The sequence below is a fragment of the Albimonas sp. genome (assembly GCF_055129145.1).
Map to the genome: position 1 here is coordinate 1 of NZ_JBSRTQ010000145.1, position 13,595 is coordinate 13,595.

10 protein-coding genes and 1 tRNA gene are annotated in these 13,595 nt (G+C 72.2%); 7 read left to right on the forward strand and 4 right to left on the reverse strand.

Annotated features, from left to right (window positions below; translation table 11 throughout):
- Positions 1-99: 99 nt before the first annotated feature.
- On the forward strand, positions 100-1,659 hold the full coding sequence (gene guaA / locus ACTB72_RS17675; RefSeq protein WP_463038327.1) for a glutamine-hydrolyzing GMP synthase: 1,560 nt from the start codon (positions 100-102) through the stop codon (positions 1,657-1,659).
- On the opposite strand, the gene ACTB72_RS17680 is transcribed toward guaA, so the two are convergent.
- Positions 1,601-2,779 carry an SDR family oxidoreductase gene (locus tag ACTB72_RS17680; protein ID WP_463038328.1) on the reverse strand — a complete coding sequence of 393 codons (1,179 nt, stop codon included), beginning with the start codon at positions 2,777-2,779 and terminating at the stop codon, positions 1,601-1,603. The two genes, guaA and ACTB72_RS17680, sit on opposite strands and share 59 nt — an antisense overlap.
- Before the next feature lie 100 nt (positions 2,780-2,879).
- Here ACTB72_RS17680 and ACTB72_RS17685 point away from each other — a divergent pair, with 100 nt between their 5' ends.
- Both ACTB72_RS17685 and ACTB72_RS17690 read left to right on the forward strand, forming a co-directional pair.
- Positions 2,880-3,254: a winged helix-turn-helix transcriptional regulator gene (locus ACTB72_RS17685; protein WP_463038329.1), complete on the forward strand. Its 375-nt coding sequence runs from the start codon at positions 2,880-2,882 to the stop codon at positions 3,252-3,254.
- A gap of 97 nt (positions 3,255-3,351) precedes the next feature.
- Complete coding sequence (locus ACTB72_RS17690) at positions 3,352-4,122, forward strand: short-chain dehydrogenase/reductase (RefSeq protein WP_463038330.1); 771 nt, start codon at positions 3,352-3,354, stop codon at positions 4,120-4,122.
- Between the two features lie 266 nt (positions 4,123-4,388).
- Here ACTB72_RS17690 and ACTB72_RS17695 read toward each other — a convergent pair whose 3' ends face one another.
- Complete coding sequence (locus ACTB72_RS17695) at positions 4,389-5,198, reverse strand: SDR family oxidoreductase (RefSeq protein WP_463038331.1); 810 nt, start codon at positions 5,196-5,198, stop codon at positions 4,389-4,391.
- Between the two features lie 322 nt (positions 5,199-5,520).
- Between ACTB72_RS17695 and ACTB72_RS17700 the strand changes: the two genes are divergently transcribed.
- Positions 5,521-5,596, forward strand: a tRNA-Lys gene (locus ACTB72_RS17700).
- A 281-nt stretch (positions 5,597-5,877) separates the two neighbouring features.
- On the opposite strand, the gene ACTB72_RS17705 is transcribed toward ACTB72_RS17700, so the two are convergent.
- Positions 5,878-6,762 (reverse strand): transglutaminase family protein, encoded by an 885-nt coding sequence (locus tag ACTB72_RS17705; protein ID WP_463038332.1) that lies wholly within the window; start codon positions 6,760-6,762, stop codon positions 5,878-5,880.
- Positions 6,763-7,045: 283 nt separating this feature from the next.
- Between ACTB72_RS17705 and ACTB72_RS17710 the strand changes: the two genes are divergently transcribed.
- From ACTB72_RS17710 to trpE, 3 genes are all read left to right on the forward strand, one after another.
- Positions 7,046-8,368 carry an NtaA/DmoA family FMN-dependent monooxygenase gene (locus ACTB72_RS17710; RefSeq protein ID WP_463038333.1) on the forward strand — a complete coding sequence of 441 codons (1,323 nt, stop codon included), beginning with the start codon at positions 7,046-7,048 and terminating at the stop codon, positions 8,366-8,368.
- A 181-nt stretch (positions 8,369-8,549) separates the two neighbouring features.
- The gene (locus ACTB72_RS17715; RefSeq protein WP_463038334.1) at positions 8,550-10,430 is read left to right on the forward strand and encodes a peptidylprolyl isomerase; all 1,881 of its coding nucleotides are present in this window, start codon (positions 8,550-8,552) and stop codon (positions 10,428-10,430) included.
- Between the two features lie 85 nt (positions 10,431-10,515).
- Positions 10,516-12,024: an anthranilate synthase component I gene (gene trpE / locus ACTB72_RS17720; protein WP_463038335.1), complete on the forward strand. Its 1,509-nt coding sequence runs from the start codon at positions 10,516-10,518 to the stop codon at positions 12,022-12,024.
- Between the two features lie 57 nt (positions 12,025-12,081).
- On the opposite strand, the gene ACTB72_RS17725 is transcribed toward trpE, so the two are convergent.
- The gene (locus ACTB72_RS17725) at positions 12,082-13,455 is read right to left on the reverse strand and encodes a hypothetical protein (RefSeq protein ID WP_463038336.1); all 1,374 of its coding nucleotides are present in this window, start codon (positions 13,453-13,455) and stop codon (positions 12,082-12,084) included.
- Between the last annotated feature and the right edge of the window lie 140 nt (positions 13,456-13,595).

The following is a 13,595-nucleotide window of genomic DNA, read 5'->3' on the forward strand; positions in this document are numbered from 1 at the left end:
GCGCCCGACGCGCGGCCCGGCCCCACCGCGGCGCCCCCCCCGCCCCCCTGCGCCCTCCCGTCCGCTTGCGCGCCCCCCTCGCGCGCAGTATCGAGCGCCATGACAGCCTCGCATGATCTGATCCTCATCCTCGATTTCGGCTCCCAGGTGACGCAGCTCATCGCGCGACGCCTGCGCGAGGCCGGCGTCTACTGCGAAATCCACCCCTTCGACCGCCTCGACGCGGCCGCGCTGGCCGAGAAGGCGCCGAAGGGCATCATCCTGTCGGGAGGTCCGGCCTCCGTGCTGGACGACGGCGCGCCCCGCGCCCCCGACGCGGTCTGGGACCTCGGCGTGCCGGTGCTCGGCATCTGCTACGGGCAGCAGACCATGGTCCACCAGCTCGGCGGAACCGTCGCCCCCCATGATATCCGCGAATTCGGCCGCGCCCAGCTGACCATCGGCGACGCGCATCCGCTGTTCGAGGGGCTCGCACCCGTAGGCGGGTCGGAGCAGGTGTGGATGTCCCACGGCGACTCGGTCGCGGCGATCCCGGAGGGGTTTCACGTCGTCGCCCTATCCCCCGGGGCCCCCTACGCCGCCATCGCCGACGACGCGCGCCGCTTCTACGCCGTGCAGTTCCACCCCGAAGTGCACCACACCCCCTGCGGCGCCCGCATCCTTCGCAACTTCACCCACGAGATCTGCGGCCTGACCGGCGACTGGACCATGGCCGCCTACCGCGCCGAGGCGATCGAGAAGATCCGCGCCCAGGTCGGCAAATCCAAGGTGATCTGCGGGCTCTCGGGCGGCGTCGACAGCTCCGTCGCCGCGGTCCTGATCCACGAGGCCATCGGCGACCAGCTGACCTGCGTCTTCGTCGACACCGGCATGATGCGGATGGGCGAGGCCGAGGAAGTCGTGACCCTGTTCCGCGACCACTACAACATCCCCCTGATCGCGGCGGACGAAAGCGACCGGTTCCTGGACGCGCTCGCCGGCGTCTCGGACCCCGAGACCAAGCGCAAGATCATCGGCGGCCTCTTCATCGACGTCTTCGACCACCACGCCGCCGCCACCGGCGGCGCGGATTTTCTGGCGCAGGGCACGCTTTATCCGGACGTGATCGAGTCGGTCTCCGTCTCCGGCGGTCCTTCGGCGACCATCAAATCGCACCACAATGTCGGCGGCCTGCCGGCGCGGATGAAGATGAAGCTGGTCGAGCCGCTGCGCGAGCTCTTCAAGGATGAGGTCCGCACGCTTGGCCGCGAGCTCGGCCTGCCCGAGAGCTTCGTGGGGCGTCACCCCTTCCCCGGCCCCGGCCTCGCCATCCGATGCCCCGGCGAGATCACCCGCGAAAAGCTGGAGATCCTGCGCAAGGCCGACGCGATCTATCTCGACCAGATCCGCAGGCACGGGCTTTACGACGACATCTGGCAGGCCTTCGCGGTGCTGCTGCCGGTGAAGACCGTGGGCGTGATGGGCGACGGGCGGACCTACGAATTCGTGCTGGCCCTGCGGGCCGTGACTTCGGTCGACGGGATGACTGCGGATTACTACCCCTTCCCGCACGCCTTCCTCGGCGAGACCGCGACCCGCATCATCGGCGAGGTGAAGGGGGTCAATCGGGTGGTCTACGACGTGACCTCGAAACCTCCCGGCACCATCGAGTGGGAGTGACCCGGCCCGCCTGAACGGACTGAAGGCGCCCCCCCTCGGGGGGCGCTTTCCCGTTTGGGCCTCGGCGGCTCAGGGGATCAGACGGGCGTCGCGCAGCTTGTCGAACAGCTCGAAAAACGCATCGTCGGTGGGTTTGTAGTCCGAAAACCCCATGCGGCGGCTTTTGGACATGTCGGTCACCACCTCGATCGGACGGCCGAGATCGGCGTCGGTGTGCCAGGGCGAGGTCGGGTTCGGCCAGCCCCTCCCGCTCGGCCAGCGCCCGCCAGATCGGGGCGTCGTCTTCCATCTGCGCTTCCAGCGGCATCACCTCGCCGTCGAAGGGCGCGGGCTCGAGGCCGAAGCGCTCGGCGATCCGCGCCCACATCCAGCTCCACCGGAACACGTCGCCGTTGACCACGTTGAAGGCCTGGTTCGCGGCGGCGGGGGTCTCCGCCGCCCAGATCAGATGACGGGCGAGCTGGCCCGCATCGGTCATGTCGGTCAGCGAATTCCACTGCGCGGCGGAGCCCGGAAAGCGGAACGGCCGCCCGGTTTCGCGGCAGAGCGTGGCGTAGACGGCGAGCGTCGTGCCCATGTTCATGGCGTTGCCGACCGCCATGCCGATCACGGTATGGGGGCGATGCACGCTCCACCGGAAGCCGTCGCGCTCGGCGGCCGCGAAGAGGGCATCCTCCTGGGCGTAGTAGAAGTTCTCGACATCGAGCCGGTCCTGCTCCTCCCGGAACGGGGTCTGGGGGAGCGCGCCCTTGCCGTAGGCGTCGAACGGCCCGAGATAGTGCTTGAGGCCGGTCACCAGCGCCACATGCCGCCGCTTCGCGCCCGGCCCCCGCAGGGCGGAGAGCAGGTTCGCGACCATCTCGCCGTTGACGCGGATGTTCTCGGCCTCGCTCGACTGGCGCAGCCAGGTGGCGATGAAGACCGCGTCGGGGTCCACGTCCTTGAGCGCCGCGGCGAGGGCGTCCGCATCGCGCAGGTCGGCGGAGATCGGCTCCACCCCCGGCAGCGCCACCGCGCCCCGGGCGAGGCCCTTCACCGTCCAGCCCTCTTCGACCAGCCGCGCCGCGACCGCGCCGCCGATGATCCCGCTCGCGCCCACCACCAATGCCGTGCCGGCCATATCCATCTCTCCTTCTGTGCTGGCGCCTCACCTAGGCGGCCGGCGGCGAGGATGTTAGACGGCACCATTCGGGGACATAGGCACAGGCAGGTGACCACCCATGGACGATGCGGAGGAGAACGCGTGGCGCGAGGATTGCGCGCCGCGCCGGGTGCTCGAGCTGTTCGTAACCAAGTGGACCAGCATGATCCTGCATGTGCTGCACGCGCGCCATGCTGGAGCCGCGCGCACCGGGGTTCTGCATCGGAGCGTGCCGGGGATCTCCAAGAAGATGCTGACCCAGACGCTGCGCGAGATGGAGGGCAGCGGCCTGATCACCCGCCATGTTCAGGGCACGATCCCGCCGGCGGTGGAATATCGGCTGACCGCGCTGGGCTCGCGCTTCGTCGAGCCGATCGAGCTGCTCTACGGCTGGGGGCGGGACAATGCCGATGCGCTCGACCAGCTGGGCGCGCGGCCGACGTCGCGGCGCTAGGGGCCCGTCCGCGGCCCTCTCGCCAATCCTCCGCCCCTGCGCCAGACTGCGACGCGAACGCCGCGCGGGACGCGGCGGCGATACGGGAGGAGACCCCATGGACCTGAACCTGCGCGGCAAGACCGTGATGATCACCGGCGCCTCGAAGGGCATCGGCGCCGCCGCCGCCGAGGCGTTTGCGGAGGAGGGCGCGGATGTCTGGCTCGCCGCCCGCTCGACCGAGCAGTTGGAGGCCGTGTGCGCCGACCTCGCGGGGCGCTTCGGGGTGAAGGCGACCCCCTGCCCGGCCGATATCCGCAACCCGCAGGACCTGGCGCGGCTGGCGAGCATCGCCGAGGGGCTCGACATCCTGGTGAACAACGCCGGCGACATTCCCGCGGGGCCCCTCAACGTAGTGGATGAGGAGACCTGGCGCCATGCGTGGGAGCTCAAGGTCTTCGGCTACATCAACCTGATCCGGCCGGTCTTCGCCGCGATGAAGGCGCGGGGCGCGGGCGTGATCGTCAACGTGATCGGGGCGGCCGGGGAGAGCTTTCCGGCCGGCTATATCGCGGGGGCGGCGGGCAACGCGTCCCTGATGGGGTTCACCCGGGCGCTGGGCTCGAACTCGCTGCATTCCGGCGTGCGGGTGGTGGCGATCAACCCCGGCCCGGTGGAGACCGACCGCATGATCACCCAGGCCCGGCAGCGGGCCCGCGACGCCCATGGCGATCCCGAGCGGTGGCGCGACATGCTCAAGGGCATGCCGCTCGACCGGGCGGCGAAACCCCGCGAGATCGGGGACATGGCGGCGTTCCTCGCCTCGGACCGCTCCGGCTACACCACCGGCACGGTGATCACCATCAACGGCGGCGGCGCGCCCGCCTGAGGCAACGGCGGCGACGCGTCCGCCTGAGGTAGCGGCGACGACGCGCCCGCCTGAGCCGGGGGGAGGGGGCCGCGCGACCAGCGGCGCGCCCCTGGCCCCGTCAGGCCCGCGCGGCGGTCAGGCGAGCCGCAGGTGGCCCCGCCTCCCCCTCCCCGCCCTCAGCGCTGTGCGAGGCGAGGAGACGGCGCCGCGGGCGCCCCCGTGGAAACGCCGCGCGAGCCCGACCTCGCCACGCGCGCGACAGTCCCCGCGCGGCGCCCGTCCCCTCAGCCCTTGACCACGATGCCGCCGTCGAGCGCGATCACCTGCCCCGTGATGTAGGACGACGCCTTCGAGGCGAGGAAGATCGCGAGGCCGGCCGCGTCCTGCGGGCTCCCCACCCGGCCCGAGGGATTGCGCGCCGCCACCTCCGACCAGTCGACCCCCTCGGTCTCGCCGCCGAACCCCACGCCGGTCGACAGCATCCAGGTCGGGAACGGCCCCGGCGCGATGGCGTTGACCCGGATATGCTCGCCCGCCAGATGCGCCGCGAACACCCGCGTCATGTAGTGGATCGCCGCCTTCGCCGGCCCATACGAAAAGTTGTCGAATTCCGAGGTGCGGATCCCGTCGATCGAGCCGATGTTGATCACCCGCGCCGGGGCCTCCGCCGTGCCCGCGGCCTTCAGCAGCGGCAGCAGCGCCTGGGTCAGGAAGAACGGCCCCTTGGCGTTGGTGTCCATCACCTTGTCCCAGCCGACCTCCGGAAACGCCCCCAGCTTCGCCCCCCAGGCCGCGCCGGCGTTGTTGACCAGAATGTCGAGCGTCGCCTCCCGCGCCGCCATCTCGCCCGCCAGCGCCTCGACCCCCGCCATGACCGAGAGGTCGGCGGGAATGGCGTGGCACTCGCCCCCATAGGTTTCGGAAAGGCGGGCCGCCGTCGCCTCGCAGGCCGCGACCTTGCGCGACGAGATGTAGACCCTGGCCCCCGCCGCCAGATAGCCGGCCGCGATCATCTCGCCGATGCCGCGGGACCCGCCGGTGACCAGCGCCGTGCGCCCGCGGATGGAGAAGAGATCGGAGAAATCGATGGACACGCGCGTCCTCCCGTCGGTTGTTTGGCGACCCCGCGGCGCTTCGCGCGCCTTTCGCAGGGCGTTTGGTCCGCCGCCGGCGCGCAAGGGCGCGGACGACGGCGGACGGCGATCCTCTCACCGCGCGCGCGGGTTGAAAATCCCTCGCCGCCGAAGGACGGTCGCGGGGCGCCAGGCGCTTCCGCGCATCGGGAGCGATGCGGGAACCGCGCCCCACCCGCCCGCAAGCCGCCGCGTCCGGCCGGAGCGCATCCGGCCCGCCGTCAACAAAAGCGCCCGGACCCTCTTGCGTCCCCCCGCGGCCCGGTCTAGGAACCGCCGCGTCGGGTGATTAGCTCAGTTGGTAGAGCAGCTGACTCTTAATCAGCGGGTCGTAGGTTCGAACCCTACATCACCCACCATGATCAGGCGCTTGCAGGGCGCAGCGTCCGGGCCTCGAGCTTGGACAAGACGATGAAGGCCCTCCCTTGCGGGAGGGCTTTTTCGTTTGCGGGGCAGAGCGGACAGCGCGCCTCGCGAGGCGATGGCGGGCCCGGCTGCGAAGCCTCGGAAGGCGGTTCGCTCGCCGCGGGTCCAGGCCGCGACCGCCGACGCGTCGCTCGGCCAAAGATGGTCATCCGCCCCCAGGGTCCGCCCGATCCTCGGCACGTGAAGGACGACCCCGTGGCAAGCGCGGCCCGGTTCAGGGCATGGGCGGCGCGGCGACCTCGACCTCCACCCGCATCTCCGCCAGCGCGTCGGCGGGACCGACGAAGCTGCCGGAGACCGGCGCGACCTGGGCGATGTCGCGGGCCACGGCGACCGGGATCAGGTCCGCGCCCCCGACGCTGCGATTGGTCGGATCGAACGCCACCCAGCCCGCGCCCGGCACGAAGATCTCCGCCCAGGCATGGGTGGAGCCGGGGCCGGCCGAGCCGATCAGACCGCCATCCCCGGCGCGCAGGTAGCCTGAGGCGATGCGCGCGCCGAACCCCAGCGCGCGGGCGGCCTCGGCGAAAAGCACCGCGAAATCGCGGCACGATCCCTCGGCGAGGTCGAGCGAGACCAGCGGCGGCTGCGCCCCCTCCTCCTCCCGCTCGCGATAGACCAGCGCGCTCGCCACCCCGTCGCTCAGATCGCGCAGCAGCGACAGCGTGTCGGTCTGCGGCCCGCGCACGAAGCCCCAGGCCCAGTCGCTGAGCCGGGTCTGCGGGTCGGGATATTGCGGCAGCAGCAGCGCGCCGAGGTCGGTGCGGTCGGCCTCGGCCAGCTTGAAGGGAAAGGCGATGGCCCCGACGTCGATATCGAAGACCGGCCAGGCGACGGTCAGCAGCTCGATCTCCGAGCGCGACTCGATCACCAGCCGGTCGGTCGGTCCCCCCGCCCCGTCGAAGGTCGCGGTCGCGACCGCGTTGCCGGCCACGTCGCGCGCCCAGGCGATGCGGCCCGGGGGCGTCATCTCGATCTCATGGCCAAGAAGGCGCAGGTCGCGGCTTTCATGCGGGCGCAGCAGCATCCGATGGGGGCCAAGCCCCACCGGAACCCGGTAGCGATACTCGGTGCGATGCCGGATCGAGAGCCGGGTCATGCGGCGCGCCCGGCGGGGCGAAGGTCGGGGCGGGCGGCGGTCATGTCGGCGTCTCCTGGGGTTGGGACCGGCGGATGCGGGGGCGGCTTCGGCGCGGCCGGGCTCTTCATAGGGCGCCACGGCGGCGGAATTGCGGGTCGCGATCCCGGGGCTCGTCCCCTGGCCTACGACGCCGTGCCGCGCCGGATCGGGCATCGCGGCGTTGCGGCGCGCGCGCGTGCGGCGTCTCATCGCGAACCGGGCGGCCTCTTCCACGCCCGCCCCAGACCAGGAGCCGCGGGACGTGAACGAGCCCCAGACCGACCGGAAAATGCACCTCGTCGCCTATCTCAAGACCGGCCCGACCGCCCGCCATCCCGGCGGCTGGCGGCATCCCGAAGCGACGCTCGACGATATCCTGACGCCCGAGCGCTACGCCAGCATCGCCCGCACGCTGGAGCAGGCGAAATTCGACGGCTGCTTCTTCGCCGATCTCTTCGGGCTTTACGACATCCATGCCGGCGGCCCGGACGCCTATGTGCGCCGCGGCGGGCAGATCAGCTGGCTCGATCCGATGGTGGTGCTGCCGGTGATGGCGGCGGCGACGACCCGGCTGGGGCTCGGCGCCACCCTCTCGACCACGCTCAACACCCCCTACCATCTGGCGCGCTGGCTCGGCTCGCTCGACGTGATGAGCGGCGGGCGGGCGGCGTGGAACGTGGTGACGTCCGCGACCGAGCTGGAGGCGAAGAACGCCGGGATGGACGCGCTGCCCCCGCGCGAGCTGCGCTACGACCGCGCCGACGAGGTGCTGGAGGCGTGCTTCAAGCTCTGGGACAGCTGGGATCCCGACCCCTTCGTGCTCGACAAGAAGGCGGGGGTCTTCGCGGATCCCGCGAAAGTGCATTATGCGAATTACGAGGGCGAGTGGGTGAAGACGCGCGGGCCGCTCTCGATCCCGCGCAGCCGGCAGGGGCGGCCGGTGATTATGCAGGCCGGCGCTTCGGACCGGGGGCGGGAGTTCGCGGCGCGCTGGGCGGAGGCGGTGTTCGCCATCCAGCGCGACGAGGCCGACATGCGCGCCTTCCGCGACGATCTGCACGCCCGCATGGCCGAGGTCGGGCGCCCGCCCGCAACCTGCGCCGTGCTGACGGCGGTGTCCTTCGTGATCGGGGAGACCGCCTCCATCGCCCGCGAGCGGGCGGATTACCTGAAGGGCCTGGTCGACAGCGAGCTGACGGCGGCGAGCCTGTCGAGCAATCTCGGGGCCGACATCACCAAGGTGAAGGACGCCGCCGACCTCGCCGCGTTGCAGGGCACGCAGGGCATGAAGGGCTCGGAACAACTGCTGGCGCAGGAGATGAAGGCGACGGGGGCGAGCCTGGCGGAGGTCGCCACCCGCAACGCCGAGAACGAGATCGTGGGCACGCCGGAGGCCATCGCCGACCACCTCCAGCACCTGTTCGAGAGCGGCGCCTGCGACGGCTTCGTGGTGTCGCCGACCTATTTTCCGGGGATGTTCGAGACCTTCTGCCGGGCGGTGGTGCCCGAGCTGCAGCGCCGCGGCCTGTTCCGGACCGAATACAAGGGCGCGACGCTGCGCGAGCATTTGACCGAGCGACCTTGAGGACCGCGCCCGGAGGCGGTGCGTCGCCTCCGGGCGCGGTCATGAACGGGCCCCCGGTTGCCCCCGCCCGCGGCTCCGCGTATGACCACTCGGCGGTCGGATCCTCGTCCGGATCAGGCCCGGGAACGTCCGCCCGCCCGCATCCAAGCCTCGCCCGCCCCCAAGATCAAAGGCCTCGCCCATGCTCCACCTGCTGCGTCGCGCCGCCAAGACCTGGGTGTTCCGCATCCTGTTCGGCCTGCTGATCCTGTCCTTCGCGGTCTGGGGCGTCGGCGACATGGATCTCGGCGTCGGCGGCGGCGGGGTGATCACGGTGGGCGAGCAGAAGGTGTCGGCCGACGAATTCGCCCGCGCGCTCGACCGCGAGATGCGCTCCGTCTCCCAGCGCACCGGCCAGGCCGTCGACCTCGCCCAGGCCCAGGCCATGGGCCTGCCGCAGGCGGTCACCGCGCGCATGGTCCGCGACGCGGCGCTGAACGAAGAGGCGCGCGAGCTCGGCATCTCCGCCGACGATCACGCGGTGCGCGACGCCATCCTCGCCTCGCCCTCCTTCCAGGGGCTCGACGGCAAGTTCGACGAGCAGCAGTATCGATTCGTGCTGGAGCGGCTGGGCTTCCCCGTCGAACGCTTCGAGGAGGACCTGCGCCGGTCGCTCGCCCGCGACGTGCTGACCGGCGCCGTGTCGCGCGGCGCCCATGCCGCGCCCGGCCTGGCCGAGCGGCTGGTCGAGCGGGCCTTCGAGACCCGGACCTTCCGCCTGATCCCCATCGACGCCGGCGCCATGCCGGATCCGGGCGCACCCGACGACGCGGCGCTGCAGGAATTCCACGACGCCCATCAGGACCGCTACCGGGCCCCCGAGACCCGCGCCGCGACCTGGATCGAGATCGCGCCGGCCGCGCTTGCCGAAACCGTCGAGATCCCCGAGGACGAGATCCGCGACGCCTACGACGCCGCCGGCGACCGCTTCGCCCAACCCGAGCGTCGGGCGATCGACATGCTGGCCTTCCCCGATGAAGCCGCGGCCAGGACCGCCGCCGACGCCATCGCCGCGGGCGAGACCAGCTTCGACGCGCTGGCGGCCGAGCGCGAGCTGACCGCCGCCGACATCGACCAAGGCGACGTGACCCGCGGGGACCTCGACGAAGCCGCCGCCGAGGCGGTGTTCGGCACGCAGGAGCTGGGCGCGGTCGGCCCGGTCTCCACGATGTTCGGCCCGACCCTCTACAATGTCCGCGCCATCCTCCCGGCCCGCACCACGCCGTTCGAGGACGTGCGCGGGTCGCTGCGCCAGGCGCTGGCCCTGAACGCCGCCCGCGACCGCGCCCATGGCCGCGCCGAGCAGGCCGCCGACCTGCTCGCCGGCGGCGCGACGCTGGAGGAGATCGCCCGCGAGACCGGCCTGCCGCTGCGCAGATCCGACGGGATCGCCGCCGACGGGACCGGGGCCGAGGGCGCGCTCGCCGCCGACCCCGCCTTTCTGGGCGAAGTGTTCGCCGCCGCGCCGGGCGAAGAGCGCGACCTGCTCGACGCCGGCGACGGCGCCTATGCGCTGGTGCGGGTGGATGGCGAGACGCCGGCGGCCGACCTCCCCCTCTCCGAGGTCCGCGACCGCGTCGCCGCCGACTGGGCGGCCGAGGCCCGCGAAAACGCCGCGCTCGCCGCCGCCGAAGCCGCCCGCGACCGGATCGCCGCCGGCGAAAGCTGGGCGGACGCGACCGCCGAGCTTCCCGGCCAGACCGTCGAGTTGCCGCCGCTGCGCCGCGACCAGCAGGCCCCCGGCCTGAGCGCCGCCGCGCTGGAGCCCCTCTTCGCCGCCGCCGAGGGCGAGACGATCGCCACCGCCATCGAAGGCGGCGCGGCGCTGATCGAGGTCGCACGCGTCACGCCCGCCGACCTCGCCTCGGGCCAGGCGACCGAGGTGCTCGCCCGATGGCGGGAGGCGCTGGACGGCTCGGTCTCCCAGGACCTCCACATCTATTTCGCCGCCGCCGTGCAGAACCGGATCGGCGCGACCCTCAACCAGCAGGCCATGGACCAGGCGATCAGCGCCCTGCGCTGAGCGGAACCGGGCGGGGCGCACGCCCCGCCCCCCCCCCCCCGCCCCACGCCGCCCCCAGAAGGCCCCGCCCGCCAAGGCATATCCGATGCAGATCCTTCCCGATTTCGCCACCTTCGAGGCCGGCTTCACGGAGGGCCGCAGCCAGGCCGTCCATTGCACGATCCCGGCCGATCTCGACACGCCGGTGTCGCTGATGCTGAAGCTCACCCAGGCCCGGCGCGACAGCTTCATGCTGGAAAGCGTCACCGGCGGCGACACCCGCGGCCGCTATTCCTTCATCGGCTTCAAGCCCGACCTGATCTGGCGCTGCCGGGGAGATCGGGCGGAGATCAACCGTTCCGCCCGCTGGGATGCGGACGCGTTCGAGCATGACCCCCGCCCGGTGCTGGAAAGCCTGCGCGCCGCGCTGGAGGAAAGCCGGATCGATCTGCCCCGCGGCCTGCCGCCGGGGATGGCCGGGCTCTTCGGCTATCTCGGCTACGACATGGTCCGCCATGTGGAGCGTCTGCCCGAGCCCAACATCGACCCGCTGGGCCTGCCCGACGCGGTGATGATGCGTCCGACCATCGTGGCGGCGGTGGACTCCGTGAAGGACGAGGTGACCTTCGTGACCCCGGTCCGCGCCGGAACCGGCGAGACCGCGCGCGCCGCCTATGCCCGCGCCGCCGAGCGTCTGTCGGACGCGGTCATGGACCTCGACCGCGCGCCCTCCGAGGCCCGCGCCGACGGCGACCCCTCGCCCGCGCCCGAGCCGGTGTCCAACACCAGCTTCGAGCGCTATCTGGAGATGGTCGCCAAGGCCAAGGACTACATCCTGGCCGGCGACATCTTCCAGGTGGTGCCCTCGCAGCGCTGGACGGTGGATTTCCCCTCGCCGCCCTTCGCGCTCTACCGCGCGCTGCGCCGGACCAACCCGTCGCCCTACATGTTCTATTTCAATTTCGGCGACTTCCAGGTGGTGGGCGCTTCGCCTGAGATCCTGGTCCGGGTCCGCGACGGCATCGTCACCATCCGCCCCATCGCCGGCACGAGGCCTCGCGGCGCGACGCCGGAGGAGGACGACGCGCTCGAAGCCGACCTGCTGTCGGATCCCAAGGAGCGGGCGGAGCATCTGATGCTGCTCGATCTGGGGCGCAACGACGTCGGCCGGGTGGCGGAGATCGGCACGGTCCGCCCCACCGCCACCTACACGGTGGAGCGGTATTCCCACGTCATGCACATCGTCTCCAACGTCGAGGGCAAGCTGCGCTCCGACATCGACGCGCTGGGCGCGCTGCTGGCCGGGCTGCCGGCGGGCACGGTGTCGGGCGCGCCGAAGGTCCGGGCGATGCAGATCATCGACGAACTGGAGCCCGAAAAGCGCGGGGTCTATGCGGGCGGGGTCGGGTACATCTCCGCCGCCGACGAGATGGACATGTGCATCGCGCTGCGCACCGCGGTGGTCAAGGACGGCAAGATGTATGTTCAGGCCGGCGGCGGCGTGGTGCATGACAGCGACCCCGCGGCCGAGTTCCAGGAGACGGTGAACAAGGCCCGCGCCCTGATGAAGGCCGCCGAGGAAGCCGGCCGCTTCGACGACCGCCGCAACCGCTGAAGCGTCCCGCGCGCCGCCCGCCTTCAGGGGGGACGGCGGGCGGGGCGACGGCCTTCTTCAGGCCGAGCGCCCGTCCCGGCGTCGCCGCAGCCACGCCTCGAGGCTCATCGCCGCCAGCATCAGGATCATCGGCTCCACGGTCCAGCGCATCCGGGCCTGCTCGAAACCGTTGAAGAGATGCGCCATCCCCTCCTCCGCCGCGATCAGCAGCAGGAGGCCCAGCACCAGCCCCCGGGCCGGGCCGAAGCCCCCGCGCGCGAGGCCCCAGCCGACCGCCGCCATGATCGCCGCATACCAGGCGAAGGTCGGCCAGCCGCCCAGCAACGCCGCGTCCATGCTCACATGCCAGGAGGTCGGGTCCTGGGCCAGCGCCGCGTCGGGGATCGGCATCCGCGCCCAGCCCACGGGCCGATACTGCACGTATTCGTAGGGCCAGAGCCGGTGCGAGGTCAGCACCGCCCCGATCCGGCCGCGCAGCCATCGCAGCGGCGCTTCCGAAATCGCCGCGACCGACTGGTCGAGACAGCGTTTCGAGACGCGCGCCGCCTCCGGCAGATGCAGCGCCTTGGGGCCGATCCCGGGATGGTCGACCTCGATCGACTCGGTCACGTTCGCGAAACTGCAGAGCCGGCGGGCCTCGGGCGGCAGGTTCGGCACGGTCTGGGCGAGGTTCAGTCCCCCCCAGGTTCCGTTGGCGAAGAGCCCGAATTCGGCCTGATTGCGGAGCGCCGGCGCCGTGACCGCCACCGCGAAGCCGACGAGCAGCGCCAGTCCCGCCGGCCGCGCCGCCGCCCGCGACCCCGCCAGCCAGGCGGCGACGAAGGCCAGCAGCAGGAAGGCCGGATGGAACAGGCTCCAGGTCAGGCAAAGCGCGGTCATCGCCGCATAAAGCCCGACCAGCGGCCATATCCCCCGCCGCATCCCCCGCCGCATCGAAGCCAGAGCCAGCCCGATCAGCGCGCCCAGACCCATGGTGAGCTGCGGGTAGAGCGGAAACAGCTCGAAAAACATCGCCGAGGGGCCGAGCGCCAGCAGATAGGCCGCCCCCCAGGCGAGCCAGGGCCGGGTCCCGACCCGCCCCAGCGCCACGCGCAGCACGAGGGCCGCGACCAGGCTCAACCCCATGAAGCTCCACTGAAACAGGCCGGCGATGCACCAGAGGTCGCCGCCGCAGACCTGCGCCGCCCCCCCCAGCGCCGCGTTCCACAGCGGCGGCTGCGAGCGCAGCCCGGCCAGCGCCCCCCAATAGTCGTCGATCAGGGCGGAAAGCGGCAGGTTCTGCCAAAGCCCGTCGAGCGCGGTCGGATCAGGGGACACGCCCAGCGCGGCGACCCCCAGCCGGCTCGCGGCGAAGAGCGCGAGCAGCAAGGCGAGCGCGCCGAGCTCGAAACGGAGCGCCCGGGTCGGCGCTTCCGCCGACACGCCGCTCAAGCGGCCCGCTCCGACCCCGGGTCCCGGCCGGCGTCCCCCGACGGCGTCCCGCTCATTCGGTCGCGGCGGGGGCGGGCGCGGCGCCGGTCGAGGGCGCCGCGTCGGGGGCGGGCGCCGCGTCCGGGGCGGGCGCGGGCGCG